At 65.8% G+C, this 26,758-nt stretch carries 20 protein-coding genes and 1 riboswitch; of the genes, 10 read left to right on the top strand and 10 right to left on the bottom strand.

The window, feature by feature from the left end; translation table 11 throughout:
- Positions 1-73: 73 nt before the first annotated feature.
- Positions 74-1,903, bottom strand: coding sequence for a flavocytochrome c (locus ACWKY3_RS04525; RefSeq protein ID WP_449315228.1), 1,830 nt, complete (start codon positions 1,901-1,903; stop codon positions 74-76).
- A 236-nt stretch (positions 1,904-2,139) separates the two neighbouring features.
- On the opposite strand from ACWKY3_RS04525, the gene ACWKY3_RS04520 reads away from it, so the two are divergent.
- Both ACWKY3_RS04520 and ACWKY3_RS04515 read left to right on the top strand, forming a co-directional pair.
- Positions 2,140-3,543, top strand: coding sequence for a response regulator transcription factor (locus ACWKY3_RS04520; protein WP_449315227.1), 1,404 nt, complete (start codon positions 2,140-2,142; stop codon positions 3,541-3,543).
- Positions 3,544-3,732: 189 nt separating this feature from the next.
- Positions 3,733-5,004 (top strand): ATP-binding protein, encoded by a 1,272-nt coding sequence (locus ACWKY3_RS04515; protein WP_449315226.1) that lies wholly within the window; start codon positions 3,733-3,735, stop codon positions 5,002-5,004.
- A gap of 113 nt (positions 5,005-5,117) precedes the next feature.
- Here the strand turns inward: ACWKY3_RS04515 and ACWKY3_RS04510 are convergent, their stop codons facing one another.
- Positions 5,118-5,387, bottom strand: coding sequence for a Txe/YoeB family addiction module toxin (locus ACWKY3_RS04510; RefSeq protein WP_449315225.1), 270 nt, complete (start codon positions 5,385-5,387; stop codon positions 5,118-5,120).
- A 4-nt stretch (positions 5,388-5,391) separates the two neighbouring features.
- Complete coding sequence (locus ACWKY3_RS04505; protein WP_449315224.1) at positions 5,392-5,658, bottom strand: type II toxin-antitoxin system RelB/DinJ family antitoxin; 267 nt, start codon at positions 5,656-5,658, stop codon at positions 5,392-5,394.
- A gap of 413 nt (positions 5,659-6,071) precedes the next feature.
- On the opposite strand from ACWKY3_RS04505, the gene ACWKY3_RS04500 reads away from it, so the two are divergent.
- Positions 6,072-6,719, top strand: a complete 648-nt coding sequence (locus ACWKY3_RS04500) for a SanA/YdcF family protein (protein ID WP_449315230.1) — start codon at positions 6,072-6,074, stop codon at positions 6,717-6,719.
- A 98-nt stretch (positions 6,720-6,817) separates the two neighbouring features.
- Here the strand turns inward: ACWKY3_RS04500 and ACWKY3_RS04495 are convergent, their stop codons facing one another.
- The gene (locus ACWKY3_RS04495; RefSeq protein ID WP_449315223.1) at positions 6,818-8,614 is read right to left on the bottom strand and encodes a LuxR family transcriptional regulator; all 1,797 of its coding nucleotides are present in this window, start codon (positions 8,612-8,614) and stop codon (positions 6,818-6,820) included.
- Between the two features lie 222 nt (positions 8,615-8,836).
- On the opposite strand from ACWKY3_RS04495, the gene ACWKY3_RS04490 reads away from it, so the two are divergent.
- The gene (locus tag ACWKY3_RS04490) at positions 8,837-9,772 is read left to right on the top strand and encodes a DMSO reductase (RefSeq protein ID WP_449315222.1); all 936 of its coding nucleotides are present in this window, start codon (positions 8,837-8,839) and stop codon (positions 9,770-9,772) included.
- 859 nt (positions 9,773-10,631) lie between these two features.
- Here the strand turns inward: ACWKY3_RS04490 and ACWKY3_RS04485 are convergent.
- From ACWKY3_RS04485 to ACWKY3_RS04470, 4 genes are all read right to left on the bottom strand, one after another.
- Positions 10,632-11,045: a pyridoxamine 5'-phosphate oxidase family protein gene (locus ACWKY3_RS04485; RefSeq protein ID WP_449315221.1), complete on the bottom strand. Its 414-nt coding sequence runs from the start codon at positions 11,043-11,045 to the stop codon at positions 10,632-10,634.
- 77 nt (positions 11,046-11,122) lie between these two features.
- Positions 11,123-11,926 (bottom strand): energy-coupling factor transporter transmembrane component T family protein, encoded by an 804-nt coding sequence (locus ACWKY3_RS04480; protein WP_449315220.1) that lies wholly within the window; start codon positions 11,924-11,926, stop codon positions 11,123-11,125.
- Positions 11,923-13,761, bottom strand: a complete 1,839-nt coding sequence (locus tag ACWKY3_RS04475) for an energy-coupling factor transporter ATPase (protein WP_449315219.1) — start codon at positions 13,759-13,761, stop codon at positions 11,923-11,925. The genes ACWKY3_RS04480 and ACWKY3_RS04475 overlap by 4 nt, the downstream gene beginning before the upstream one ends.
- Before the next feature lie 42 nt (positions 13,762-13,803).
- Positions 13,804-14,409, bottom strand: a complete 606-nt coding sequence (locus tag ACWKY3_RS04470) for an ECF transporter S component (protein WP_449315218.1) — start codon at positions 14,407-14,409, stop codon at positions 13,804-13,806.
- 136 nt (positions 14,410-14,545) lie between these two features.
- A riboswitch (FMN riboswitch) is annotated at positions 14,546-14,727 on the bottom strand.
- A 287-nt stretch (positions 14,728-15,014) separates the two neighbouring features.
- Between ACWKY3_RS04470 and ACWKY3_RS04465 the strand changes: the two genes are divergently transcribed.
- Positions 15,015-16,463, top strand: coding sequence for an alanine/glycine:cation symporter family protein (locus ACWKY3_RS04465; RefSeq protein WP_449315217.1), 1,449 nt, complete (start codon positions 15,015-15,017; stop codon positions 16,461-16,463).
- A 153-nt stretch (positions 16,464-16,616) separates the two neighbouring features.
- Here ACWKY3_RS04465 and ACWKY3_RS04460 read toward each other — a convergent pair whose 3' ends face one another.
- Positions 16,617-17,324, bottom strand: a complete 708-nt coding sequence (locus tag ACWKY3_RS04460) for a response regulator transcription factor (RefSeq protein WP_449315216.1) — start codon at positions 17,322-17,324, stop codon at positions 16,617-16,619.
- Positions 17,305-19,041, bottom strand: coding sequence for a c-type heme family protein (locus tag ACWKY3_RS04455; RefSeq protein ID WP_449315215.1), 1,737 nt, complete (start codon positions 19,039-19,041; stop codon positions 17,305-17,307). Before ACWKY3_RS04455 ends, ACWKY3_RS04460 begins: the two co-directional genes overlap by 20 nt.
- Positions 19,042-19,258: 217 nt before the next feature.
- On the opposite strand from ACWKY3_RS04455, the gene ACWKY3_RS04450 reads away from it, so the two are divergent.
- The 5 genes from ACWKY3_RS04450 (at position 19,259) to ACWKY3_RS04430 (ending at position 26,482) form a co-directional block, all read left to right on the top strand.
- Complete coding sequence (locus ACWKY3_RS04450) at positions 19,259-21,619, top strand: molybdopterin-containing oxidoreductase family protein (RefSeq protein ID WP_449315214.1); 2,361 nt, start codon at positions 19,259-19,261, stop codon at positions 21,617-21,619.
- Between the two features lie 4 nt (positions 21,620-21,623).
- Complete coding sequence (locus ACWKY3_RS04445) at positions 21,624-22,196, top strand: 4Fe-4S dicluster domain-containing protein (RefSeq protein ID WP_449315213.1); 573 nt, start codon at positions 21,624-21,626, stop codon at positions 22,194-22,196.
- A 305-nt stretch (positions 22,197-22,501) separates the two neighbouring features.
- The gene (locus ACWKY3_RS04440) at positions 22,502-23,917 is read left to right on the top strand and encodes an alanine/glycine:cation symporter family protein (protein WP_449315212.1); all 1,416 of its coding nucleotides are present in this window, start codon (positions 22,502-22,504) and stop codon (positions 23,915-23,917) included.
- Between the two features lie 867 nt (positions 23,918-24,784).
- Positions 24,785-26,125, top strand: a complete 1,341-nt coding sequence (locus tag ACWKY3_RS04435) for an ATP-binding protein (RefSeq protein WP_449315211.1) — start codon at positions 24,785-24,787, stop codon at positions 26,123-26,125.
- A gap of 156 nt (positions 26,126-26,281) precedes the next feature.
- Entirely contained in the window at positions 26,282-26,482 is a 201-nt protein-coding gene (locus tag ACWKY3_RS04430; RefSeq protein ID WP_449315229.1) for a glutamine synthetase III, read from the top strand.
- The last annotated feature ends 276 nt before the right edge of the window (positions 26,483-26,758 follow it).

Below are 26,758 nucleotides of genomic sequence, written 5' to 3'. Positions count from 1 at the left end.
TCTTCCCTCGAAAGGGTGGCGGCCCCCTCGGGCGCCCCAGAGGGCCCCGCCAAGGGGAGGGATATGCGAAACGCTAGCCGACGTAGGCGGCGGCGTTGTCGCCGGCGATGCGGCCGAAGGTGTAGATGTCGGCCATGGAGGTGGAGCCCAGCCGGTTCGTGCCCATCTTGTGCCCGGCCACCTCGCCGGCTGCGAACAGGCCGGGAATGGGCGCGCCTGCGGTGTCGAGCACCTCGGCGCTCGGGTTGATGCGCAAACCGCCCATCGTGTAGTGCACGGCCGGCTTGTACGTCATGATGTAGTAGGGCGGCGTGTCTATCTTGTGCATGGTGCCGCGGTAGTTGAAGTCGGGGTCGGCGCCCGCGTCCACGTAACTGTTCCACTGCTCGATGGTTTCGATCAGCGCCGCCGCGTCAATGCCGAACGGCTCGCACGCCTCCTCCAGCGTGTCGGCCTTCACGCACAGCTTGCGGGATGCAAGGTTCTCGAACTCGTCGGAGTGGATGTCAACTACCTTCGTCTCGTCGGCTGCGGCTTGGTCCCAGATCTCGTAAGCGCGCTCGTCGGTTTGGGCGAGGATGGCGCTTGACAGCACGTCGCGGCGGTCAAGCTCCTCCACGAAGCGCTTGCCCTCCTTGTTGAACATGACGGTGCGCTCGTCAAGGCGCAAATCGTCAAGGTAGAGCAGCGCGCCGTTGTCCACGTCGCAGATGGGGTAGGTTTGGATGAGCTCCATGTCCACGAGGTCCGCGCCAATTGCCGAGGCCATGGTCAGCCCGTCGCCCTGCGCGCCCACCGAGTCGGTGGAGTTGAACTGCTCGCCGTAGTCCGGATTGGCCTCCGCGCGCATCTCCACGTTGGCGCCGAAGCCGCCGCTTGCCAGCACAACCGCCTTGCAGCTGAACGAGTACTCGTCGCCCGTGACCGTGTTCTCGGCCTTCACGCCGCTGATGCTGCCGTCCGATCCTGTGACGAGTGCCGTGGCCTTCGTGTTGTCAACCAGGGTGATGTTGTCGATGGACTGCGCGCGCGTGGTCAGCTTCGTGGTCATCGCGTTGCCGATGTGCCCGGTGGGGATGATGGAGCGCTTGACCGAGTGCCCGCCGAAGAACAGCAGGTTGTGCTCCCAGGACACGCCGCCCTCGTAAGTGAGCCACTGCGCTGCGTCGTACACGCCGTTCGCGATGACGTTCACAAGCTCCGGGTCCCCGCGGTTGTCGCCGCCTTCCAGCATGTCCTTCGCCAGCTGCTCGGGGGTGTCGGCCACGCCGGAGTTGGTCTGGATCCAGTTGCCGGGCACGGCCATCTCGCCGCCGGAAAGGGCGGTGGAGCCGCCGAACACGCCGAGCTTCTCCATGAGCAGCACGCTTTTGCCCTTGTTCGCGGCGCTGATGGCAGCCGTGAAGCCCGCGCCGCCGGTGCCCACGACAATGACGTCGTACGCCTCCGCGATGTCCTCGGCCGGCTGCTCGATCGCCTTGTCGCGCTTCTTCCACTCCGACGACTTCTCGCCCGCCTGGTCAAGCGCTTCGGCGACGGCGGTGAGGTAGGCCATGCTCGAAAGCGATGCGCCTGTCACCACGTCCACGTTGAGCGTTTGGTTGTCCACGATGAGCTTGCCAAGCTTGTCGAAGCACACATCGCCAAGGCCCAAGGACTCGCGCGACTCCAGCACGTCTATGCGCTCGATGGCGCCGTCTTTGGTCACCACCTCCACTTGGATGGTGCCGTGCTTTCCCATGCCGGTGCCCACCGTGGCGACCCCGGCGCCTTCGGGAAGCGACCCGCCCGCGCTTGCGCCGGACGTCCCGCCCGACGGCGCGCAGCCGCCCAGCGCCAGCGCCCCGCCTGCGGTGGCGAGCGCCGCTCCGGTCAGAAACTGCCTGCGTGAAAGTCCTTCCATAGTGCTGCCCTCCTTTTGGCATGCCCCGGCTCCCTCTGGTCTGATCTCGCTTGTCCGGGGTGGGTCCATCCTAGCGCCGATGCGCGCCGCCGATTCGCCTCGCACAGGGTTCAATGCGTAACCCGCCCCGAGTTTAAAAATGTAACCCCTGGCAATACACCCAGGCGACCCATAGGGCGGCCCAGAGGTTTTGGGGTAAGATGAGGAACCGGCTTCGCAGGAAGGGGAGGATTCGCATGAAGGAGTTCGTTGGGCGCTGGAAGGACGTGCTCGCGCGCGTCGGCATGCTGCCCGTGGCGTTCCTCGGCGTGGGGCTGTACCGTGCGTGGCTGTCGACGTTTTTCCGCTACGAGGCGTTTCCCACCGTCGAGTTCTTCGATTACGCCGTGTTCGAAGGGGCCATCGGCGTCGTGTCGCTGTTGGTGGTGGCGTTCGCGCGCCGCATCGTGCCCCTGTGGTGCAACCGGGTGATCGTCAGAGCGTGCGCCGCCTCCATGGTGGGCGGGTCGGCGCTTGTGGTGATCGCGTGCTTCTGGTTGCGGGCGGCGCCGATGAAGTACACGGGGCTTGTGCTGGCGGGAGCGGGCCTGGCGCTGCTCATCCTCATGTGGTCCGAGTTCTTCGGGTCGCTCAATCCCATGCGCGTGGCGGTGTACTACGCGGGCGCCATCGTGCTGGGCGAGTGCCTGAAATGGTTGTTCGCCGGCCTGGATCCGGCGCACATCGCCGTGTTCTCCGTGGTGCTGCCTTTGGTGTCGCTTAGCTGGGTGCGCCGGTCGATACGGCAGCTTCCCGAGTTCGACCTGCCCAAGCCCATGGGCAAGCCAAGGTTGTCCGAGGTGCCGTGGAAGCCCATTCTGCTCATGGCCGTGTGCACGCTGGCGACGGGGTTTGGCGTGCTGCCGGACAAAACGCTGGTGGCGGGCAATATCGCGGGCACCGTGCTCATGGCGTTGTTCGTGTTCTTCGGCGTGCTGTCGTCGTCGAAGTGGTTCAACTTCGACACCATCTACCAGCTGGCGTTTCCCTTCATGATAGTGGGGCTGCTGTTCATCGCGCCGCAATTCTCGCCGGAATCGCAGATGGCGGCAGCGTGCTACGATGCGGGCTACACCATGCTGTCTCTGTTCGTCGCCATTGTGATGAGCAACATCGTGTACCGGTTCGGCATTGCCGCCGCATGGCTCAACGGCATCGAGCGGGGCATCCGTTACCTGGCCGAGTCCGCCGGGTGGGGCGTGTTCGCGCTTGGGTCGGCGTTTCTGACGCGGGGGCAGATGGACGTGCTGCACATCGGCATTGTGGCGGCGGTTGCGGTGGCCTTCGCCGCGCTGTTCTTCACGGAGAAGCATCTGTCGGCGAAGTGGGGCATCAACCTCAAAGGCGATCCGGGGGAGGACGACGTGTTCACCCCGGGCATGCTGGCCATGCGCGTGTCGGACCTGTCGCGCGATCACAACCTGAGTCCGCGCGAGGAGGAGGTGCTGCAGCTGCTCGCGCGCCGCGAGACGGCGGCGCGGATAGCCGAGAACCTGTTCGTGGCCCCCGGCACCGTGAAGGCGCACACGAGCCGCATCTACCGCAAGCTTGGCGTCCGCAGCCGCGAGGAGCTCTACGAGCTGTTCGGGCAGGGGGAGTGAGGACGGGAGGAGCGCTTGGGGAGGACGGCAGGGAGGGTGGGTTTGCGCCAACTCGCCGAACGAATTCGCGCCAACTCGCCGAACAAAACCGTGCCAACTCGCCGAATGAAACTGTGCCAACTCGCCGAAAAATGTTTCTTGTTGTACAATATGCCGAGGTAGCGCCAACTTTCGCGAGAAAAGGCATAGATGAGAAAATACTATCCACGCATTGCCGATGAAGTGCTCCGCTCAAAGCTCGAGGCAAAAGGGGCCGTGCTCATAGAAGGCCCCAAATGGTGCGGGAAATCGACAACGGCGGCCCAGGCTGCGAGAAGCGCGGTGTATCTGCAGGATCCTTCAACCAGGGAGCAGAACATGATGCTTGCCAAAGCGTCTCCGAAGCGCTTTTTGCAGGGGGATGCTCCCAAGCTTATAGACGAATGGCAGGTTGTTCCCTCTATTTGGGATGCCGTTCGCTTCGAAGTTGACCAGCGGGATGAGTTCGGCCAGTTCATCCTTACGGGATCGGTGACGCCTCCCGCCAGCGACGAGATAGCGCACTCGGGTACGGGTCGCATCACCAGGATGCGCATGCGTCCGATGACGCTGTTCGAGTCGGGGGATTCGAACGGGGCGGTGTCGCTTGCGGAGCTGTTCGACGGTGAAAGCGAGGTGTTCGGGGAAACCTCTCTTTCGCTGGAGGATTTGGCTTTCGCTTTGTGCCGGGGCGGATGGCCCAGGGCGATAGGCTGCAAGGAGTCGGTTGCGCTTGCGCAGGCTATCGACTACTACGACGATCTTGTCAACACGGATTTCTCGAAAATCGACGGCGTGCGCAGAAGCAGGGAGCGCGTCTCCAGGTTTTTGCGCTCTTACGCACGGCATTCGGCAACAGGGGCAACTTACACTACCATCAGGTCCGATATGCTGGCCAACGAGACCGAGTCGCTCAGCGAGGACACCATTTCGTCTTACGTTGACGTCATGGAAAAGCTGTTCGTCATTGAGAACCTTCCTTCCTGGCATCCGAATCTGCGGTCGAAAACGGCCATTCGCACGTCCGACACCCGCCATTTCGTGGATCCTTCTATAGCGGCCGCCTCCCTGGGGCTTGGTCCGAACGACCTGATGAACGACTTGAAGACCTATGGACTCCTTTTCGAGTCGCTGTGCGTGAGGGATCTGCGGGTGTACGCTCAACGTTTGCGCGGCGATGTGTACCACTATCGAAACAAACGCGGGCAGGAAGCGGATGCCGTGCTGCATCTTCGCGACGGCAGATACGCGCTTGTGGAGGCGAAGCTGTTCTCGCAAGAGCGCATAGACGAAGGTGCGAAGTCACTGTTGTCCATTCGCGACGACATCGACGAGGAGAAGATGGGTTCGCCCTCGTTTCTCATGGTGGTCACCGGCACTCCGTACGCGTATCGGCGCGAGGACGGCGTGATCGTGGCGCCGCTCGGCACGCTCGCCCCGTAGGCGCGCGGTCGCCCCGGGCATGCCGGCGATGCGCGCGTCGGACTTGTCGCGCGACCGCAACCTGAGTTGCGCGAGCAGCTCGTAGAGCTGCTCGGGGGGGGGCTCCGCGCTTGCTACTTGTCGCCGTAGCGCCCTCGGCATGAGACGACGTAGACCACATCGCCGTCAACCCGGTACACCAGACGGTTCTTGGAATCGACCCTTGCGCTTCTCAACGCTTCGGCGGTCCCTTTGAGGATCTCCGCTTTGCCTGTCGGCTTTCCCTCTTTCCCTGCATGGGCAATGTCTTTCAGCAGCGCGTTGGTCTTGCGGAGCGTTCTTTTGCCTTGCGATTGCCAATATTGGTAGTCTTTCCATGCGGCATCGCCCCAGAAGTACGGCATGACGCTACACCTCGGCAAGGTCGTGGTAAGCGCCTTCGCCCGCACGCATCAGCCGGTATCGTTCGTCCATCTCCGCAGCGAACTTCTCCTCGGTGGGCACGCGGCGACGCACTTCGAAGGGGAATCCGCCGTCTTCCACGAAACGTTTCATGAACACGGTGAGCGCGGTTGTCGAGGTCATGCCAAGTTCCTCGGCGGTTTCCTCGAACTCTCGTTTGAGGGCGGTGTTGACGCGGTTGCCCAAAGGAACCGTTGTGCCCGATGCGGCCATGCTGTCTCCTTTCTGGTGAATTTGCTTTCGATTATAAATCATTCGCTATCAAACAATAGCGAATGATTTCAAACAAATGGAAAATGGTAGCTTCATGGGCAACGGGAGGCTCTGCGTGGCGCGCCGCCTCCGCATTGCCGCGCTGCTCGCTTTTGCCAACTCGCCGAACGAATTCGCGCCAACTCGCCGAAAACGCTTCTTGTGTACGCGTGTTGGCATAAGGATGGCGTGATCGTGGCGCCGCTCGGCACGCTCGCCCCGTAGGCGCCCGCCCTCCTTCCTTCGCGCGCAGTTTGCGTGGAATCCCCCTTGAGTTTCGGTGGCGAAGCGCGGCGGCTCGCGGCGGGAAGGGCGCGGCTTTGCTATCATCGACGCCTATGGCGAAGGCGAAGAGACATGGATGGTTGAAGGCGATGCTGGGTGTGCTGCTGGGATGCGCGCTGGCGGTGGCGCTGGTGGTTGCGGGCACGAACGCGGTCGTGGTGCTGACCTCGAAGGACCGCATTGTCGGTGCCGAGGAGGCCGCGGCGTTCCGCGCGGACGCCATCGTGGTGCTGGGCGCGTCGGTGTATGCGGACGGCACGCCGTCGAGCATCCTGCAGGACCGCCTGGACGACGGCATAGCGTTGTACTTCGCGGGTGCGGCGCCGAAGATCATCATGAGCGGCGACAACAGCACCGTGGCCTACAACGAGGTCAAGGCCATGAAGGACTACGCGGTGGCCCAGGGTGTCCCCAGCCAGGACGTGTTCTGCGACCATGCGGGCTTCTCCACCTATGAAAGCATGTACCGCGCCAAGCACGTGTTCGGCGCCGAGCGCATCGTGGTGGCCACGCAGACCTACCACCTGTACCGGGCGCTCTACGCGGCGGGCGGCTTGGGGCTTGAGGCTATCGGCGTGCCGAGCGACTACCGCGAATACGCCCATCAGCTCCAGTACGATGTGCGCGAGGTCCCCGCGCGCACGAAGGACTTCTTCCAAACGCTGCTCAAAATGCCCCCGACGTTCGTGGGCGACCCCATCAGCTTGGACCAGTCGGGCGACGTCACCGAGGAGTAGGCGCCAAGAGGCGAGACGCGCGCTGGCGGCGTCATCCGATTTTGGCGCGCTTCGCCGACGTGCGGATTGCCGCCCCTTCGCCGTCCCTTCAGCGTGTCTCATGTTCTGCGGCGCGTCCTCTTCTTTTGCAGCGTGTTCGCGGAGCGGCGGTGCCCCGTCGGCTGCTTTGGCGTCGCGGGCTTTCGCTCCTCCAGCTCGTGGGGGTCGAAGGCGTCGATGAGGTCCAGCAGCTCCTGCTTCTTGTGGATGTCGAGCTTCGCGTAGATGCGCTTGGAGTGCGTGCGGATGGTGTTCTCGGACACCACCAGGTCCTCGGCGATGCGCGCCACGGTGTTGCCGCGCGCGATGAGCTCCATGACCTCGGCTTCGCGGGCGCTCAGGCGGTAGTGCTGGCGCACGAGGGCCGCTTGCTTGGAGATGCGGTCCTGGTACACGGGTTCGTCGGCGGGCCGTCTGGAGGGTTTGGCCGGGGTGTCGGCGGGCGCGCGGCTTTCGGCGGGCGTGCGATCCTCGGCGGCCGACTCCGTGCTCTCTTTCCGCGTGCATGCGGGGTCCTCGGCGGCGGAAGCCGGCTCCTCCGGCGCCGCGGTTCGCTCAACCGGGCGCGTCCGTTCGCCCCGAGGCTTCAGCGCCACCAGCTCGATGCTGGCCCCTTCGCCGTGCAGGCGGCCTTGTGCGGATTGCAGAACGCGCTTGAACCCGCCCTGCCCGACGAAGTACATGAGCCCAAGCAAATACACGGCCACCAGCGCCACCACGGCCAGAGGAGAGATGCCGATGACCGTGATCTGCTCGGCGAAGGTGCCGCTCACAAACCCCACGTCGTGCAGCACGTACACGATGCCGGCGAAGAACCCGTAGATGAACACGGGGTTGATGCCGCGGTCGCGCGAGGCTTGGGCGCATTGGATCATCATGAGCATGATGGCCACGCTGTACACGGCGTACAGGATGGCGGCCAGCCAGCGCTCGTATTCGGACGGCAGGAACGGCAACAGCAGAAACGACGTGATGGCGAACGGGAAGAAGATGCGGTACGCGCCCACCACGTTCACGCGCAGGTTCTTGAACTGCCACAGTATGAGAAGCGCGACGGCGGCGGAGCACATGCCCGCCATCGACAGGATGTTCACGAGCGATCCCACGGCCGGCTCCCCGATGGCCAGCGAGCGCATGATGCCGGTGCAGAACCCGAGCGCGCCCACGCACAGAGCGCTGCGCCAGTAGTCGTCCACCACGCGCCGGTACACGCGGGGGTGCTCGCGCGGGACGTCCTGGAACATGGCCTGGTCGCGATCGATGCGGCGGCTGGTCAGGGCAATGGCCAGCCCGAACAGCGGCAAGAACACGAGCGGTATGAGAAACGCTGTCACCGCCTGGGGAATGAGGTAGAGCGAGAAGTACAGCACGGCGCCCCAGGCCGTTCCCAGTATGAGGCTGTGGTTGCTGGCGTCGGAGTCCATGCTGGCGAACAGGCGTTGCCACAGCATGTAGAACCCTGCGGAACCCAAGCCCAGCAACGCGCCGCCGGTCACCACCATCGGCAGCGCCCAAGCGGCCACGTAGATGGCGATTATCAGGCAGCACCATCCCAGCAGGTAGGGCACGGTGGCCAGGCGCACGATGAAGGCGCGCGTGGGCCCGGGGAAGAAGTACACGCCCAGCGCGCTTGCGAAGTAGCTGGCCGAGAACGCAAGCGACTGCGCCAAGAAGAACCAGAACACGATCTGCGGCGTTTGGAACTCCAGGGGCAAAAACGGGAACACGCCGCCCCACACCCCTGCGGCGTTGATGGCCAAAAACAGCGCATAGCCGAGCGTGGCGACGTTCGGTATGAGTATGCGGATGATGCTTCGAGGCGACACGCGGACCCTCCCGTCGGCTTTCGCAGGCATGCCACTCCGCAGTATACCGGACTTCGCGGCAGACTTCGGGGAGGGCCGTTTCTTCGACCCGCGCTGTGACGGGGCGGCCACGGCGGGGCTACGGACCGTCGAACGATGCGCGCGCCCAGTGCCGGCGGCGATGCGGCCGCATAGGATGGTGCGATGATCGAACAACGACCGGGGCTTCGCCGGCCCGTCCGGCTTTCGCGAATCCCCCAAGGAGGTGCGGATATGAACCTTGCGTTTATGCACATGCCGATGGTGCTGTTCACCACGCTCGTGCCCATGGCGTCGGGCGCGTTTGTCGGGCTGGCCATCGCGTTTCTGACAACCCGTTTCTCGGATGAGCGCCTTGCGCGCATCGACCGCTGGACGCTGCTTCCGCTGGGCATCCTTGCCGTGGGCTTCGCGGCGGCGCTTGCGTCCTTCGCTCTGCCGGCGCGCGCTGCGGGCGTCTTGCAAAGCGCGTGGCTTGGGTCAATGCCGCTCGTTTTGCTGGCGAGCCTGCTGTTCGTGCTGGTTGCGGTGGCGTATTGGGTGGTTGCGATGATGGGGGTCCTGACATGCCGGGCGCGCGCGGTGTTCTCCTCGGTGCTGGCGGTCGGCGCCCTTGCGCTGTCGTTTTTCATCGGCGCGGCGTACTGGGGATCGGCCGTCTCCTCGTGGGCGTCGCCGGTTGCGGCCGTGGGGGTTGCGGGCTTCTGCGCGGCGGGGGGCGTGCCTTTGGGCGTGCTCGTGGTGGCGCTTGGCGGCGGAATGGCGGAAGCGCAGGATGCGCGCTTCTCGTCGGCGTCGATGTTCGCGGCGTTCGTGGGCGTGGTGGCGGCCATCTTCGCCGTTGCGTCCCAGATGCTCTACGCCCAGTCGGTGGTCTCGGCGTTCTTCCCCGGGGCCGAGGCGTTGCCGGGGTCGTGGGTGTACCTGGCCATCTCGATAGCGGGGTTCGTCGTCATGCTGGTCTGTTTGCGCACGGCGCTCTCGCCCGACCGCGCCGCCGCGTTCGGGCGCACCGCCGGGGCGGCCGCCGCCGTGCCCATGCGCGACCGCGCGGCCGTGCGTCCGGAAAACGCCGCGCGCTCGGCGGTGTCGCTTTTGGTGGGCGGCAGCGCGGCTGTGTTGGTCGCCATCTTCGTGGCACGCCTTGTGTTCTACGCGCTGCAGGTGTGAGGCTGCGGCTGCGCTTGGCGGACGATCGGCGCGCTCTCTGTTGGCGTTGGCGCGGACCCCGCCGGAGGCGGTCCGGCAAGGGGCCGCCCGCAAGTTGGTCGCAAACCGCGCCCTGTGGCACGCGCGGGGCCGCCTTTCCGCCCTCCGCGCCTCCCGCGCCCGGAGAAATCCCAGGTTGCGGAAATCGCGCGGCCTGCCGACGCGCCGGATCGGCCCTCCGGAGTGCCATAGGGCGCGGTTTGCGACCAACCTGCGGACGCGGCCTCCGCGTTCGCGCGCCTCTCTGCTAAACCGCTATTGGCACGAACCGGCGTTTGCCAAATCCCGAGCCAGGACTTCTCCGGTCGGGCGCCTCGAAGGGTTCTCCCCGCCCGACGGGCGGGGCTTTGCCTGGCGAACCGGTCTGGCCTACGTCGATCCTGGTTCAACGGAGAGGCTGCGCCCCTCTGGACAAAACGGCCCCTGATCCACATCCTCGCATGAGGATAGTCAAAAGCGCAAGCCGCCTGCCTGGGGAAACGCGCGGCCTTCCTGCGCGTCCCTTCGCGAAGGCCCCGAATCGGGCCGATTTTGGCCGAGGCCATGTGGACCGGGGTCCGTTTTGTCCATGACTGTCTCGCTATCCGTTAAACCGCCGACGGCGCGGGCCGTGCCGGCTTGCCGCGCAAGGTCCCGCCGGGCGCTTCGGAGGGTTACCGGACCGCCGGGCGCGGAGGACCCTCCGAGGCGCCCGATCAGAGGAAGCTCGGCTTGAACGTTAGGCAAACATAAGCTCGTGTCGATCTTGGTTTGACAGAGAGGGGGCGCGGGGTCGGACGGAGGGGCTGGCTGCCCTGCGCAGGCGGCTCGCGCAAAGGGGCTACAGCTCGACGGGCTTCCATTCGTCGTGGTTGCAGATCCAAGCCTGAGGCTCTTCGACGGAGAAGAACACGAGCACGGGATCGTCCGGACCGTCGTAGCTCTCTCCAAGGCTTTCCAGGTGCTCGTATCCCGCGCGCCGCATCTCGTCGTTCGCGCGGTCGTCCAAACCCGCCTTGCCGCGCAGGATGAGCCAGCCGTGGCCGGGCCACCACGACGTGGCCTCGAACCGCGGGTTGGCGACAAGCTCCTCCCACACGTCTTTGGTGGTGGCGGTGCAGAACCATATCTTGCCGTCCTGCTCGGCCGCGAAGCTGAAGGGCCGCACGTGCGGCTGGCCGTCTACGCTGGTGGCCAGGTACCAGGCCGGCACGCTGGTCAGGTACTGGAGGATGATCTGGTTTCCGGTGGTCATGAGTCTCTCCTATCTGTCGGGGCGGCCCGCCCGTTTCCGGCGCGCCGCCTGGGACGGGCGGGCAGGGGGGGCGGGAGTCAGGGCAGCGTCAGGGCGTTCGCCGCAAGGACGCAGGCCAGCAGGGCGGCCATGGCGGCTGCGGCCACGCCGTCGCGCGCGGACAGCCGCAGCGGGTGCAGGCGCGTGCGCCCGGCGCCGCCGTGGTAGCAGCGGGCGTCCATGGCGGCCGACAGCGTCTCGGCGTGCCGGAAGGCGCTCGCGAACAAGGGGACGGTCAAAGACGAGAGCATGCGCACGCCCTTCACGGAACTGCCCGCCAGCCCCGCGCCCCGGCTGACCTGGGCGCGGTGGACGGTTACCAGCTCGCTTGCGAACTGCGGCATGAAGCGCAGCGCAATGCCCATGATCATGCCCAGCTCGTGGGCGGGGAAGCCGAAACGGGCAAGCGGCGAGAACAGCCGCTCGAGCGCTCCGGTCAAATCGAGGGTGGGGGTGGTCATGGTGATGAGGCTCATGCCCAGCATCATGAGCGTGAGCCGCGCCGCCACGAACAGGAACCGTCCCACGCCCCCGTCGGTGATGCGGATGGGCCCCCACTCCGCGATCACGGCTCCGTCCTGGATGACGAACAGGTTCAGAACGGAGGCCACCGCGACGATGAGCATGAGCGGGGCGAGCGAGCGCAGGGCCTTGCCCGGGGGAATGCTCGATGCGAGGTAGCACGCGGCGGTGAACGCGCCGAGGGCGCCGAGGGCGGCCGGCGTGCTCGCGATGAGCGCGATGACGATGTACGCGCAGCCCAGGAGCAGCTTCGCGCGCGGATCCAGGCGGTGGAGGGGGCTTTCGGCGGGGAAGTAGCTTCCGAACGAGAACACGTTCATCGGGCGCTCTCCGTTTCGCGAACGGTCGGGCGGGCGAGTGTGGCAAGCGCCGCGGCGAGGGAGTCCGCGTCGAACAGGGCTTCCTCGGGCAGGGGGACGCCCCTCGCGCGCAGGTCGTTCGCCATGCGCTGCGCGGAGGGCAGTCCCAGGCCCACGTCGTTGAGCTCGGCGGCGCGCGAGAACACCTTCTCCGGGGTTCCCAGGTCGAACACCGCGCCCTCGTTGAGCACCAGCACGCGGTCGCAGCGGCTGGCGAGGTCGTCCATGCTGTGCGATATCATGACGACGGTCAGGCCCTTGTCGTGCAGGCTGGTTATGAGGTCCAGGAAGTCGCGCCGCGCCGCAGGGTCAAGCCCGGCCACGGGCTCGTCCAGCACCAGCACGTCAGGCCGCATGGCCAGCACGCCGGCGAACGCCACGCGGCGCTGCTGGCCCCCGGACAGCTCGAAGGGGCTTTTGTCGCGCAGCTCGTCGAAGTCAAGCCCCACCAGGCCCAGCGACTCGCGGACCCGGGCGTCCACCTCGTCCTCGGCCAGCCTTAGGTTGCGGGGTCCGAAGGCCACGTCGTTGTAGACGGTGTCGGCGAACAGCTGGTGCTCGGGGTACTGGAACACCACGCCCACCTCGGCGCGAACGGCGGACGCGTTCGCCTTGTCGGAGGCGTCCCTGCCCTTGACCAGGACCCGTCCGCGCGTCGGGTGCAGGATGCCGTTCATATGCTGGATGAGGGTGGACTTCCCCGAGCCGGTGTGCCCGGCTATGCCGAAGAACTCCCCTGCGGCCACGGAGAAGCTGACGTCGCGGACGGCCCATGCGGCGTCGGGGTCGTTGCCCCATTTCGCCTGCTTGCCTCCGGCGTCCTGGCCGCGCTTTTTCCGCTTTTCCTTCGGAGGGTCGTAGGCGTAGGAGACGCCCTGGAACTCTATGGCCGCCGGGCGCGCCTCGCCGTCTTTCGGGGTTGGGCGCGCGCCGTCCTCTTCGGGCTTGCGGGCCGGGGCGCAAGGCTCCTTCGCCGCAGGCGCCCCAAGGAGGGGCGGCACGGCTTCCGCGAGCTTTTCCTCGTCCACGCACAGGGGCACGGCCAGCCCGCGCTCCTGCAGCTTGCGGGACAGCTCGCAGGAAAACGGCACCTCCAGGTTGAGCCCGGCCAGCACGTCGGCGCGCACGAGCACCTCTTGGGGCGGGCCTTCCAGCGCCACCTTGCCGCGGTCGAGCACCACCACCCGGTCGGCCTGGGCCGCCTCCTCCATGGAGTGGGTGATCATGACCACGGTCATGCCGCGGGCGTTGAGTTCTTTGCACACGCGCATAAGCCCGGACCTCCCGCGCGGGTCGAGCATGGCCGACGCCTCGTCCAAGACGAGCACCTTCGGATGCATGCCCAGCACGCCCGCTATGGCCACGCGCTGCTTCTGCCCGCCGGAGAGGGCGTAGGTCTCGTGCCTTTCGAACCCGGTGAGTCCCACCTCCTCAAGGGCGTCGCGCACGCGCTGGGCAAGCTCGTCTGCGGGCACGCCCAGGTTCTCCGGCCCAAACGCCACGTCGTCCTCCACAAGCGAGGCCACCAGCTGGTCGTCGGGGTTTTGGAACACCATGCCGGCGGTGGAGCGGATGCGGTAGACGTTTGCGGGGTCGGTCGTGTCCATTCCGTCCACCCTGACGCGGCCCTTGTCGGGCAGAAGCAGCGCGTTCAGGTGCTTGGCCAGCGTGCTTTTGCCGCTGCCGTTGCCGCCCAGTATGCAGACGAACTCCGCGGCGTCGATGCGCAGGTCTATGCCGCGAAGCGCCAGACGGGCCCCGTCGTAGGTGAACTCGAGTTCGGTGCAGTCTATCATGGCAGTCCTCGCCTTACGTGGGTTTGCGTCCGCTTCGCGCCTCTAGCGCCCCGTCACCTGGGATTTTTTCGGAGTTATGAGGTTGGAGACGGCTTTGTACACCACCAAGGTCAAAACGGCGTTGATGGCTCCCTTCGCAAGGTTGAACGGAAGCACGGCGGGCAGCAGCAAAGGGATGATGACGTCGAAGCTGCCGTACCAAAACGCCACGCCGATGGTCAGGTTGGCGACGATGGACCCGATGGTGGCCAGGATCACGCCGACGGCCAGCCCCGCCGCCCCGCCCGCGAGCGTGCGCCTGCGGGCGTAGAGGGCCGCCGCCGGCCACACGAAGCACAGCGTGACCACGATGTTCATGAGCGATCCCACCCATTCTCCCAAGATGAGCCCGTGGATGACGGCGGCGACCGCGCCCACGGCTATGCCCGCGCCGGGCCCGAACGCGAAGCCGCACACCATGGCCGGCATGAGCGAGGGGTCGTAGGTCAGAAACGTCACGCCCGGGATCAGCGGGATCTGGACGAAGGACAGCAGCGAGGCGATGGCGCACAGAAGCGCCATCGTGACCAGCTGGCGGGTGCTCCACCGGTTCGTGTTGGTGAAGTCGTAGGCGTCGCGCGTCGGGGTGTCGGGAACGTTCGCTGCCATTGGCAGCTCCTTTCTCTCGAGGCCTCCTGCGGTCGGGTCTGGTTTTCCGGCCTGAGAGAAAACGAGCCCGTATGAATTCCTTTCATACAGGCTTCGGGGGGTCCGCCTGGCGCCTTCTGTGCGGCGCGGCCGCGGATCTCTGCCTCTTCCGTCCGGACTATGACCGTTGGTTCCGGGATCCCACCGGAATCAGCCCGATGCGGTGCGCGGGATGCAGGTTCGCGCGCCGTCTCGGGTTCGCGGACTCCCGGTCGCGCGGCGTTTCGCCGCGGCCGGATTACCGCCAGTGAGGAATCGCACCTCGCCCTGAAACAGAATCCATGGCGCACATTGTAGCCATGGCGGACGCGGATGGCAAGCCGCGCGCTCCCGAAGGGGGGCGGACGGTCGCGGCTGCGGAGGCTGCGGGCGCGGCGGGCTGCGGCGGCTGCGGGCTGCGGCGGCTGCGGAGGCTGCGGCTGCGGAGGCTGCGGCGGCTGCGGGCGCGGCGGGCTGCAGCGGGCTGCGGCGCGGCGCGGAGGCGTCGTTCCCGCTCGCGCCGCGTTTGTGTGCGCGCGGCGTTGTTTTACCCTCCCGGGCGCTCGACGCGGTACAATGCACGGGTCATGCTTGAGATCCTCAACACCATAGACGGCTTCGTATGGGGCCCGGCCATGATCGCGCTCCTTCTGGGATCGCATCTGTTCCTCACGTTCAAAACCGGGTTCATCCAGCGCAGGCTTCCCCAGGCCATCAAGCTCTCCCTCACGTCTGACCCGGAGGGCAAAGGCGACATCAGCCACTTCGGCGCGCTGGCCACGGCGCTTGCGGCCACCATCGGCACCGGGTCCATCGTGGGCGTGGCCACGGCCATCCTGGCGGGCGGGCCGGGGGCGGTGTTTTGGATGTGGGTCACCGGCGTGTTCGGCATAGCCACCAAGTACGCCGAGGTGTACGCGGCGGTGAAGTATCGCGTGCGCGACCACAACGGCGCCATGCTGGGCGGCGCGATGTACGTGTGGGAGCGGGCGTTTCGCCGCAACGGCGAAGGCGGGCGCGACGCCGGGGCCGGCGGGCGCGTGCCGGCGTGGGCGAAGGCGGGCGCGGTGGCGTTCGCGGCGTTCGCGGCCATAGCGGCCATCGGCACCGGGTCGGCCGTGCAGGCGTCGGCGATGGCGGGCATCATCACCTCGAACGTCCCGGTTCCCGCGTGGGGCGTGGGCATCGTCATCGTGGTGCTGGTGAGCGTGGTCATCTTCGGCGGCGTGGAGTCCATCTCCAAGGTGTGCGAGAAGCTGGTGCCGTTCATGGCCGTGGCCTACGCGGGAGGCTGCATCGTCATCCTCGTGCTGAACGGGCCGTTTCTGGGTCAGGCGCTCGGGCTTATCTTCGAGTGCGCCTTCACGCCGAAGGCCGCGTTCGGCGGCGCGGTGGGAAGCGGCATCATGGTGGCCTTGCAGTTCGGCTGCGCGCGCGGGCTGTTCTCCAACGAGTCGGGCCTGGGCTCGGCCTCCATCGTGGCCTCGGCGGCCGCCACGCGCAACCCGGCGCAGCAGGCGCTCGTGGCCATGACCGGCACGTTCTGGTCCACCGTGGTCATCTGCGCGCTCACGGGCGTCGTGCTCGTGTCCACGATGCTCGCCTACCCCGACATCCAAGCCGGCATCCTGGAGAACCCCGCCGTCTACTCCGGCGCCCAGCTGGCCAGCGCGGCGTTCGCGAAGATCCCCTACATCGGCACGCCCATCTTGGTGCTGGGGATGGTGGCGTTCAGCTACACCACCATCCTCGGCTGGTCCTACTACGGCAACCGCTGCATCACCTACCTGTTCGGCCGCTACGCCATCCGCCCCTACCAGGTGGTCTACGTGGCCGTGGCGTTTCTGGGCGCCATCGGGGTGGGGGATGTGGTGTGGACCGTCTCCGACATAGGCAACGCGCTCATGGCCATTCCCAACATCGTCGTGGTGCTGGCCCTGTCCGGCCTCATCGCGCGCGAGACGCGCCACTACGTCTACGACGGCAACCTGGACGAGGCCGACGAGACGCCCATTCCCCAGATGGAGGGGAAGTAGAGGGCGTCCGCTCGGCGGCGTGCGGAGCGCGCTTTGCGGCTGTGTGCCGGGCGCCCTCGGCGGTGCACGCGCGCGTTCTGCGCCGCGTCGTGGAGCGCGGCCGCAAAGCCCGCCCCGCCCTGCGCCGCGCAGCCCGGGTTGGCCGCAGGCGCCCTACGAGCACGCTTCCGGGTCCAGCCGGTACCCGATGCCCCAGACGGTGAGGATGACGCGCGGGTCGGACGGATCGTCTTCCACCTTCTCGCGCAGCTTTTTGATGAACACGGTGATGCTCGTGGTCTCGCCGACGAACTCGCGGCCCCACGCGGCCTCCACCAGCTGCTCCTTCGACAGCACAAGCCCGGGGCTTGAGGCCAGCGCGAACAGGATCTTGAACTCCTTGGGCGTGAGCGAAAGCCGCGCGCCGTCCTTGGTGGCGAGGTGTTGTCCCGCGTCGAGCGAGAAGCGCCCCACGCGCAAGGCCCCCGTCGCGGACGCGGCGGCGGGGCCTGCGGCAGCCATCGAGGCGCGCCGCAGCTGGGCCTCGATGTGCATGAGCAGCTCGCGCGGATCGAACGGCTTCACCAGGTAGTCGTCGCCGCCCGACTGAAATCCCACGCCCTTGTCCACGATGTCGCCTTTCGCCGACAGGAAGATGACGGGCACGGTGCATCCGCGCCGGCGAAGCTCCGCGCACGACGCGAACCCGTCCATCCGCGGCATCATCACGTCCATGATGACGAGGTCGGGCTTCTCGCGCTTTGCCGCCTCGAGCGCGGCCAGGCCGTCCTCGGCGTAGGCGAACTCGTAGCCCGCGTCGGCGACGAGGCCCGACACGAGCCGCTCGATGGCCGGCTCGTCGTCAACGAGCAGAATCTTCATCGTAGTCCTCCGTATCGACGGCAACGTAGGGAATGCGCACGGTGAAGGTGCTTCCCACCTTGCGCTCGCTCTCAAGCTCCACCGTGCCCCCGTGCAGCTCGGCAAGCTCCTTCACCACCGCAAGCCCAAGGCCCGTGCCGCGGTAGCGCCGGTTCGGCGATTGCCCGGCCTGGCGGTAGCGCTCGAAGATGCCCTCCTGGTCCTCGGGCGCGATGCCCATGCCGTCGTCGGCCACGGCCAGCGCGACGGCCCCACAGGGGAAGCGCTCCGCATCGGCGGGCGCGGGCTCGAACGAGGCGCGCACGGACACCGAGCCGCCGGCGTGCGTGTACTTGATGGCGTTGTCCACGAGGTTCTCCACGATGCGGCGCAGCTTCTCCCAGTCGGCCATCGACAGCGGCACGTCGGGCTCGGCCTTCGCCGTCAGCGTGATGTCCTTGTTGCGCGCCACGGGCGCAAGCGAGCTTCTGATGAATCCGAGCAGGTCGACGAAGTCCACCGGCTCGCGCACAAGCTCGTTCTTGCGCGCCTCGGCCTTGGATATAGTAAGTATGTTGCTCACCATGTTGAGCAGGAGGGTGGCGTTGGCCTCTATCTCGTCGACGGCGCTGCGCGTCTTGGCGTCAAGCCCGTCGTTCTCGCGCAGCATGCGGGCGAACGCCAGGATGGAGGTGAGCGGCGTGCGCAGCTCGTGGCTCATGATGGCGAAGAACTCGTTTTTGTACGCCGTTTCCTCGCTGAGGCGGTCGAGCGCGTGTTTGAGCTCGGCTTTCTGGTGGAGCAAAAGGTCGTTCAAGGCCGAGAGCTTGTCGGTTTGCGCCTGCACCTCGCTCTCGAGGTCGGTGCAGAGCCCTTCGAGCCTGCGCGCCATCTTGTCGAAGTCGCGGGCGAACTCGGTGACCTCGTCGGGACGGCGCACGTTGTCGAGGGCCAGGTCGTAGGAGAAGTCCCCCTCGCCGACACGTTTGGCCGCCCGTCCGAGCGCCTCGATGGGCCGCAGCACGAGGCGGCTCACGCCCACGTAGATGCCCGCGCCCGCTATCACGAGCACGAGCAGCACCATGAACACCTGCTGCAGCACGCTCGTGCGCATTCCGGAGTCGTAGATGTCCATGGGCTCGGTGATGGACATGGCGCCGCCCACGTCGCCCACCTGCATGCCCTCCTTCTTGTAGCCGTACTGGTCCAGCTCGCCGACGGGCTGGCCGTGGCATTCGAGGCACGTCTCGGTCACGTAGAGCGGCTCGACGTAGCGGAACACGCTGCGCCCCTCGTCGTCGGACTCCACTCCGTAGAAGGCGGTGAGCCCGGGGTCGGCGGCGAACGCGTCGAAGGCGCGCTGCTCGAACTCGTCGGGCGCGTTGGCGGCTTGGCGCGGCGAGGTGTTCGTGAAGCGGACGATGTAGTTCGTGTTCGTGGTGAACAGCGTGGCCACCGACTTCGCCGCCACCACGCACACGAGGTGCTTGGTGCGGAAGGTCCCGTCGTCGTTGCGGTTGACGACGTCTTGGTTCAGGTCGACGAAATCCCAGACCGCGCGCATCTCGTCGGCCAGCACCTCGGCTTTCTCAAGCGCTTCGTTTTCGGCTTGCCGCTGTTGGAGCCCCATGTTCCACAGGGCGTCGACGCCCATGAGCGCCACGATGAGCGCGCCTATCCCCACGGCGAACTTGAACCTGATGCCGAAGCGGCGCGGCTTCGAACCCCTCTCGTCCATGCGGCCTCCCCCTGTCATCCTCTTATTATCCCGAACTTCGCGTTCGAAGGGAACACGCGCTGCGGAGGTTATAGTTTTTTAATAATTCGGAAGGATTTCTTAACGAAAAGTTCCGCTGACGTGCATTGAATCGGGTCGGCGCGGCGCGCAGAATACGGGGCGAGGAACGCGCCGGGGGAGAGACGGCGCGATGGGACGAGAACGGAGGAGGAAGCTCATGGAGCATGCGACCGAACATGCCGAACCGACCCTGACCCGCAGGACGTTCGTGGGGGCCGCGGCGGCGGCGAGCGCGGCGGCGGCCGTGGGGCTTGCGGGATGCGGCCCGAAGGGCGCCGAGGAGGCGCAAGAGGGCGCGGGCGCGCAGGAGGCCGCCGACCCGTACGCGGGCGCCGAGGTGTTCTACACCAGCTGCCCGCCGGAGTGCCAGCACCACAACCTGAAGGCGTACGTGGTGGACGGAAAGATCGTCAAAGTCGAGTCGTCCGAACTCAACGACTGCGCGGCGTGCGCGCGCGGCATCGCCCGCAGCTACATGGCCGACGACCCGAACCGCCTCTCGATGCCGCTTCTGCGCGACGGCGAGAAGGGGTCGGGCCAGTTCAAGGAGATCACCTGGGACGAGGCGTTCGACCTCATCGAGCAGAGGTTTTCCGAGGCCATCGACTCCGACGGGGTGCACTCCATCTGCTACGTCACCGGTTCGGGCAACTTCGGCTCGATGCACGGCCCGGTGGCCAACGCGTTCTTCGCGCACTTGGGCGGCGCGAGCACCACGGTGGGATCGCTGTGCTGCGCGGGCACCACGGCGGCGCAGATCCCCATCTACGGCCAGCGCTTCCTGGACACGCGCAACCAGATAGAAAAAAGCGATTACGTCATCGTATGGGGCAACAACCCCGCCATCTCCAAGCAGGGCTACTTCCAGCGTTTCGAGAACGTGGTGGAGGGCGGCGGCAAGGTGGTGGTGATAGACCCCATCTTCACCGAATCGGCCTCGAAGGCGTCCGAATGGGTGGCCCCGTGGCCCGGCACCGACGCGGCGATGGCGCTGGCCATGCTCAAGGTGGTCATCGACGAGGGCCTCTACGACGAGGAGTACGCGCTCGCGCACACCTGCGCGCCGTGCCTTGTGGACAAGGCCACCGGCGAGCCTGTGCTGGAAAGCGCCGACGATCCGGCTTCGTTCATGGTGTTCGACGCCAAAAGCGGCCAGGTCGTCCGGCATGACGAGGACGGCATAGAGCCCGCGCTCACGCTGGACGGCACGTCTGCGGCCGATGCCTACGACACCGAGTTCGAACTCATCTACGCCGAGGCGGCCAAGTGGGACGCGGCGGCCGCCGAGGCCGAATGCGGCGTGCCCGCGGCCGACATCGAGCGCTTGGCCCGCGAGTACGCCCAGGCCGATCGCGCCATGATCATCCAAAACATGGGCGGCTTCATGCGCACCGAGAACGGCACGTATGCCGTGGCCACGCAGCTGTACCTGGCGGCGCTGTGCGGGCACGTGGGCCACGAGGGCGACGGCGTGAGCGATGCGGGCGGCGTGAACGAGGTCAAGACCGGCAACCCCATCGAGGTTCCCGAGGTGGACGACCCGGCGCCTTCCATTCCGCGCTTCAAGTTCGGCGAGGCCGTCCTGAACGAGGACCCGCTCAAGGTGAACGTGCTCTGGTCGATGACCGGCAACCCCATGACCCAGTGGCCCAACACCAACATGGTGCGCGCGGCGCTTGAGAAGATTCCGTTCGTCGTGACGGTCGACCAGTACCTCACGTCCACCGCGCTCTATTCGGACCTGGTGCTTCCCGTGGCGGCCCAGTTCGAGCACGAGGACGTGCTGGCGAACCACCGCAGCCACTGGATCCAGCTGTGCGAGAAGGCCGTCGAGGGGCCGGGCGAGGTGAAGAGCGACTTCGACATCTTCGCCGAGCTGGCCGGCCGGTTCGGGTTTGGCGAGGCGTTCGGCAAGCCGATGAGCGAGATGATAGACAACGTGGTGAAGCCCGCCGGGCTGTCCTACGACGAGCTTGCGGAGAAGAAGGCCGTCGACGTGGTGGGCGCCGACTACATCCCCTACAAAGACGGCGTGTTCCTGACGAAGTCCAAGAAGGCCGAGTTCTGGGTGGGCTCCTGGAAGAAGGAGGGCTTCAGCCCCATAGCCACCTACGCCCGCGCCGAGGAGGACGCGCGTAACGGCGATGGGCTGGCGGCGAAGTACCCCCTGTTCAGCGTGCAGCGCAAGACGTACCGCGGCGTGCACTCCACGTTCAACAACCTCGAGTGGATGGACGAGGTGTGCGACAAGCAACCCGTCATTCTGCTGAATACGGCCGACGCCGAGGCGCGTGGCATCGCGGAGGGCGATGCGGTGGTGGCGTTCAACGACCGCGGCGAGCACCATGGCGTGGCCGAGGTGGGGCAGCGCATCAAGCAGGGCGTCGTCGGCTTGCAGAACGGCTGGTGGGAGCAGCAGGGAGGCTCGTCGAGCCACGTCACCAACGACAAGTGGAAGACGCTCGGCGGCACCCACTGCTGCAATCAGACGCTCGTCGAAGTGAAGAAGGAGGCGTAAGGCCATGGCGCTGGGATTCTGGATGAGCAACAAGAACTGCTACGGGTGCAAAACCTGCTCCATCGCCTGCAAGAGCGAGAAGAGGCTGAACAAGGGCGTTTTGCTGCGCCGCGTGACCGAGATCAGGCAGGACGCGCCGCTGGCCGTGTCGTTTTTGTCCATGTCGTGCAACCACTGCGAGGACCCCGCCTGCCTGAAGAACTGCCCGGTACAGGCGTACACGAAGCTCGACAACGGCATAGTGCAGCAGGACCACGACCTGTGCATCGGCTGCAAAACCTGCATCGAGGCGTGCCCGTACCATGCTCCTTGCTACGACGAGGAGGAGAGCAAGACCTACAAGTGCGACCTGTGCGTCGACCGCCAGGCGCGCGGCGAGCTTCCCGCATGCGTGGCGGCGTGCCCCGGCATGAACATCGCCGCCGACGAGATGGACGCGCTCCAGAGCGCGCACCAGGCCGACATCGTGTCCGACGAGGCGTCGGGCACCAAGCCCAACTTCGTGATCACGGTCGACCCGCTGCTTGCCGCGCAGCCCGACGACACCGCCTTCGCGGCGCGCGCCGCAAAGGAGTAGGACGGTCGCATAGGCCGGCTGCCGCAAGCGCCCCGGAGGAGGCTCTCCGGGGCGCTCGGCGTTTCGGGGGGCTGCCGTCACTTGCGCCGCCGGCGCATCGCGCTTCTCCACGTCCTCGCGCCGCTCGCTGGGAATTTCGCATTTGTTAACAAACCGTAATGCATGGCCTCGCTATAATCCTCGTACTTTAGCGTGCGAAAGCGCCTGTGCCGAAGCGGCTTTCCCGCCGGGATCCCACGTGGAAAACCCGCTTCGGCATAAGCCCTTTGCCCGCTTCCGCATCCATGGAGGAGAGGAGTGGGGTCATGGACATCGTCCAGATCATCAACGACATCGACGCCTTCGTGTGGGGGCCGCCGATGATCATCCTGCTGCTGGGGTCGCATCTGTACCTGACGGTTCGCACGCGGTTCATCCAGCGCAAGCTGCCCACCGCCATCAAGCTGTCGGTGACGAAGGACCCGGACGCCCCGGGCGACATCAGCCAGTTCGGCGCGCTGTGCACCGCGCTTTCGGCCACCATCGGCACGGGCAACATCGTGGGCGTGGCCACGGCCATTTTGGCAGGCGGGCCGGGCGCGGTCTTGTGGATGTGGCTCACCGGCGTGTTCGGCATCGCCACCAAGTACTCCGAGACTTACGCCGCCGTGAAGTACCGCGTGCGCGACCACAACGGCGCCATGCTCGGCGGCGCCATGTACACGTGGCGGCGCGCGTTTGAGAAGGACGGCAAGGCGCCGTGGTGGGGTATGCTGGGCGCGGGCGCGTTCGCGCTGTTCGCGGCTATCGCCTCGTTCGGCATCGGCTCGGCGGTGCAGTCCAGCTCCATGACGGGCATCATCGTGTCCAACTTCCCCGGCATCCCCGCTTGGGGCATCGGGCTGGCCATCGTCATCATGGTGAGCGTGGTCATCTTCGGCGGCGTGAAGGTCATCTCGCGGGTGTGCGAGAAGCTCGTGCCGTTTATGGCCATCGCCTACGCGTGGGGCTGCATCGTCATCATCGGCATGAACTGGGAGTACGTGTGGCCCGCCATCTGCCTCATCTTCGAGTGCGCCTTCACGCCGAAGGCGGCGTTCGGCGGCGCGGTGGGAAGCGGCCTTATGATGGCGCTGCAGTTCGGCTGCGCGCGCGGGCTGTTCTCCAACGAGTCGGGCCTGGGCTCGGCGCCCATCGTGGCCTCGGCGGCTTCCACGCGCAATCCGGCGCGCCAGGCGCTCGTGTCCATGACCGGCACGTTCTGGGACACGGTGGTCATCTGCGCGCTCACCGGTATCGTGCTCGTGTCCACGATGCTCGCCAACCCCGGCATCATGGAAAGCGGCACCATAGCCGAGGGCGCCGACCTCACGAGCGCGGCGTTCGGCTCCATTCCCTACATCGGCACGCCCATACTGGTCATCGGCATGATCCTGTTCGCGTACTCCACCATCCTGGGTTGGTCTTACTACGGCAACCGCTGCGTCACCTACCTGTTCGGCAAGCATGCCATCCGTCCGTACCAGGTGCTGTACGTGGTCGTTGCGTTCCTCGGCGCCATCGGCGTGGGGGACTTCGTGTGGACCATCTCCGACATCACCAACGCGCTCATGGCCGTTCCCAACATCATCGTGGTGCTGATCCTGTCCGGCCTGATCGCGCGCGAGACGAAGCACTATGTGTGGGACAAGAACCTCGACGAGAAGGACGAGACGCCCATTCCCGTGATGGAGAACAAGTAGCGCGCGGCCCGTCGGCGGCGGCGCATGCGGGCGCGCGGGCTTCGGCTCGCGCGCCTTTTTTTGGGTTGTGCCGGCTGGCGGGCTTCGGCTTGTGCCGCTCGCGAGCGAGAGCTTGCTTCTCCGCCGCCTTCCTTCTGGCCAAGGTTTTCGCTTGCGGTCAGGGCTGCCGATTGGCGGTTTCCACGCCTCTTTCTGCTAAACCGCCGCCAGCATGGGCCGGCCGCGCCTGCAAGTTGGTCACAAACCACGCCCTTTGGCATGCGCGCGCCCGGTTTCCCGTCCTCCGCGCCTCTCGCATCCAAAGAAATCCCAGGTCGTGAGAATCGCGCGCTTCGTCAACGCGCCGGATCGGCCGCCTGGAGTGCCACAGGGCGCAGTTTGTGACCAACTTGCGGGTGGCCCCCCGCCGGGCCGCCTCCGGCGGGGCCGCGTCAACGTTGGTTCAACAAAGAGCCACGCCTTTCGCGGTCCGAAAAATTTGCCCCTTGGCGACATCGAGTCGCACGCATAGGGAAATCTGGCGACGGCGATAACGGGGGCGCGCCGCTGCGGTAAAACGTTCAGGCTCTGTCAGGAGATGCGTCGCATCGTTGCCGCAGGGTTTCCGCGTGAGTCATTTTGTTTTTCAACTTCGAAGACGAACGGCTCAAGCTGTACGATGCGCAGTTGCTCTCCGACGTTATCGAACGTTGCAACGTAAGCAATCCAGCTGGCTTCTCTGACCCGAAGCCCCTCCTTTTCTTGCGTTCCGCGTTACGCCCCGTGTTCTCCTGGCCAGATTTAGACGATTTGGCAAAGTTACTTTACCGAATTTGCTATACTATGGCAAATTAATTTTGCCAAAAATGCTAAAACAGGAGTTACGCCATGAACGACCTCATACCGGAACTGCTGAGCAGCTTCTCGCTGGATTATTACCGCCCCATCGTGCCTCGTGCGCTCGACCTGGGAGAGCCGCTTGAGCCGCGTGCTGGCAACCTGGTGAAGGTGGTCACGGGCATGCGCCGCAGCGGCAAGAGCTACCGGCTTTTTCAGGAAATGGAAAACCTGCTTGCTCGGGGCGTTTCATCGGAGCGCCTCTGCTACTTCAACTTCGAGGACGACAGGCTGGCGCCCGTCACCTCGGAGGTTGGCGACGCTGTGCTGGAAGTGTTCTTCCGTTTGCACCCTTCAGCCGCCGACCAGGGGGTCTACCTGTTTCTCGACGAGCTTCAGGAGATGGAGGGGTGGAGCGCGTGGTTGAGGCGCGTGGTTGACGCCACGAAGGCGACTATTTACGTAAGCGGGTCGTCGTCGAAAATGCTCTCGGAAGAAATCTCGACCGCCTTTCGCGGGCGCGCCATCGACTTCGAGCTGCTGCCGTATTCGTTTGCGGAATATGCGGCGGCGCGCGGCGCGAAGGTGCCCAGCGTGACTCCGTCGTCGCAGGAGCGTCGGGCGTTGCAGAACCTGTTGGATGAATATCTCGTGCGCGGCGGGTTTCCGGCGGCGGTTGAGCTTCCGAACCCGCAGGCGGTGGCGCTTCTGCAATCGTACGCGCAGCGCGTGGTGTCGCGTGATGTGGTGGAGCGACACAACGTGTCGAAGCCGCGCGTGGCGTCGCTGTTCGCCCAGCGTCTGCTCGGTTCGAACGCGCGCGAGCTTTCCATTCGCAAGATAGAGGGCGACCTGCGTTCTGCGGGAATTGCCACCAGCCGCGAGCTGCTGGGCGATTTGCTGGCGTATTTCGAGCAGGCGTATTTGGTGTTCACGGTGCGCGAGTTTTCCCGCGCGTTGGCGCAGGGTGGGCGACGGCCTCCCAAGGTGTACGCCGTCGACCCCGGCTTGGCGGCGGCGAACGCATGGGCGAGCGTTAACGACGCAGGTCAGCGTCTCGAGAACGCGGTGTACCTCGAACTGCGGCGGCGAACGCGCGGGCTGCGGCGCGACGGCGTGTCGTCGTACATCACGAAAGGGCACGGCTACGAGGTCGACTTCGCGTGCGGCGATGCGCTTTTCGGAGAGGTGACGGAGTTGTACCAGGTAAACGTGGACGTTGACAACGAGCGAACGCGCCGTCGCGAAACGCGGGCGCTGTTCGAGGCGTTGCTTGAAACGGGAAACAGCGAGGGCACGCTTGTTGTGCTCAATGGCGAAGAGCGCACCTACGAGCAAGATGGCGTGCGCATACGCCAGGTGCCCGCGTGGAAGTGGTTTGCGCAGGGGTAATTGAGTTCGCTCCTCTCTTTCCGCACCCTGCTCTGCCTGTGCTTGCGCCGCTTGCTTGTTGACATCGTGTTTCATGCGGGTTTTGCCGGCGCGGCGCTTTGGCGTGTGGTGTCGTCGCCAGGTAAGGTTTTGCTCGCTGAAAACGGATGAGAGAAGCTGCCAATAGCGCGGATTTCGGATGTTTGCGGCTCGATGGTGTTCGACGAGCACACGATGCAGGAGCGCCTGCCGTCGGCTACGTTCAAGCAGCTCATGCGCACTATCAAAGGCGGCGAGCCGCTGAATTTGGAAGCTGCCAACGTGATGGCGCGCGCCGGTTTGTTGCCATACGAAGTGGTGAATGGCACGAAAAGTTGACTTTTCGTGTACGGACATGGCATAAAAAGTCAACTTTTCGTGTCGTGGTGGCGTATGGGGACTCTCATGGCTGTTCTCAATAGTGAGGCGGGCGTGTATGCGGCTGTTATCGTGCAGTTGGCGGCGAAGTGCACCTGCTTGCCAAGTCAGTCGTCGCTTATCTCCGTGTCTGCAGGCGTGGCGCACAACCCCATGCGCATCCTGCGTGTCAACCGCCCCATCCTGCACTTGCCATGCTGGCAATGGCGGATTCTCGGAAGAAATTTTCACGGATTT

Source organism: Rubneribacter sp., from assembly GCF_965361815.1.
The sequence above is the reverse complement of the archived record's forward strand: the minus strand, read 5'-3'. Positions and strand labels throughout refer to the sequence as shown.

Coding starts and splice junctions, on each gene's coding strand:
- ACWKY3_RS04470 (WP_449315218.1), bottom strand. CDS start 14,409: ATGGCAGCGAACGTTCCCGACACCCCGACGCGCGACGCCTACGACTTC.
- ACWKY3_RS04525 (WP_449315228.1), bottom strand. CDS start 1,903: ATGGAAGGACTTTCACGCAGGCAGTTTCTGACCGGAGCGGCGCTCGCC.
- ACWKY3_RS04455 (WP_449315215.1), bottom strand. CDS start 19,041: ATGGACGAGAGGGGTTCGAAGCCGCGCCGCTTCGGCATCAGGTTCAAG.
- ACWKY3_RS04510 (WP_449315225.1), bottom strand. CDS start 5,387: ATGCCGTACTTCTGGGGCGATGCCGCATGGAAAGACTACCAATATTGG.
- ACWKY3_RS04460 (WP_449315216.1), bottom strand. CDS start 17,324: ATGAAGATTCTGCTCGTTGACGACGAGCCGGCCATCGAGCGGCTCGTG.
- ACWKY3_RS04445 (WP_449315213.1), top strand. CDS start 21,624: ATGGCGCTGGGATTCTGGATGAGCAACAAGAACTGCTACGGGTGCAAA.
- ACWKY3_RS04520 (WP_449315227.1), top strand. CDS start 2,140: ATGAAGGAGTTCGTTGGGCGCTGGAAGGACGTGCTCGCGCGCGTCGGC.
- ACWKY3_RS04495 (WP_449315223.1), bottom strand. CDS start 8,614: ATGCCTGCGAAAGCCGACGGGAGGGTCCGCGTGTCGCCTCGAAGCATC.
- ACWKY3_RS04490 (WP_449315222.1), top strand. CDS start 8,837: ATGAACCTTGCGTTTATGCACATGCCGATGGTGCTGTTCACCACGCTC.
- ACWKY3_RS04465 (WP_449315217.1), top strand. CDS start 15,015: ATGCTTGAGATCCTCAACACCATAGACGGCTTCGTATGGGGCCCGGCC.
- ACWKY3_RS04515 (WP_449315226.1), top strand. CDS start 3,733: ATGAGAAAATACTATCCACGCATTGCCGATGAAGTGCTCCGCTCAAAG.
- ACWKY3_RS04500 (WP_449315230.1), top strand. CDS start 6,072: ATGCTGGGTGTGCTGCTGGGATGCGCGCTGGCGGTGGCGCTGGTGGTT.
- ACWKY3_RS04440 (WP_449315212.1), top strand. CDS start 22,502: ATGGACATCGTCCAGATCATCAACGACATCGACGCCTTCGTGTGGGGG.
- ACWKY3_RS04475 (WP_449315219.1), bottom strand. CDS start 13,761: ATGATAGACTGCACCGAACTCGAGTTCACCTACGACGGGGCCCGTCTG.
- ACWKY3_RS04505 (WP_449315224.1), bottom strand. CDS start 5,658: ATGGCCGCATCGGGCACAACGGTTCCTTTGGGCAACCGCGTCAACACC.
- ACWKY3_RS04450 (WP_449315214.1), top strand. CDS start 19,259: ATGGAGCATGCGACCGAACATGCCGAACCGACCCTGACCCGCAGGACG.
- ACWKY3_RS04480 (WP_449315220.1), bottom strand. CDS start 11,926: ATGAACGTGTTCTCGTTCGGAAGCTACTTCCCCGCCGAAAGCCCCCTC.
- ACWKY3_RS04435 (WP_449315211.1), top strand. CDS start 24,785: ATGAACGACCTCATACCGGAACTGCTGAGCAGCTTCTCGCTGGATTAT.
- ACWKY3_RS04485 (WP_449315221.1), bottom strand. CDS start 11,045: ATGACCACCGGAAACCAGATCATCCTCCAGTACCTGACCAGCGTGCCG.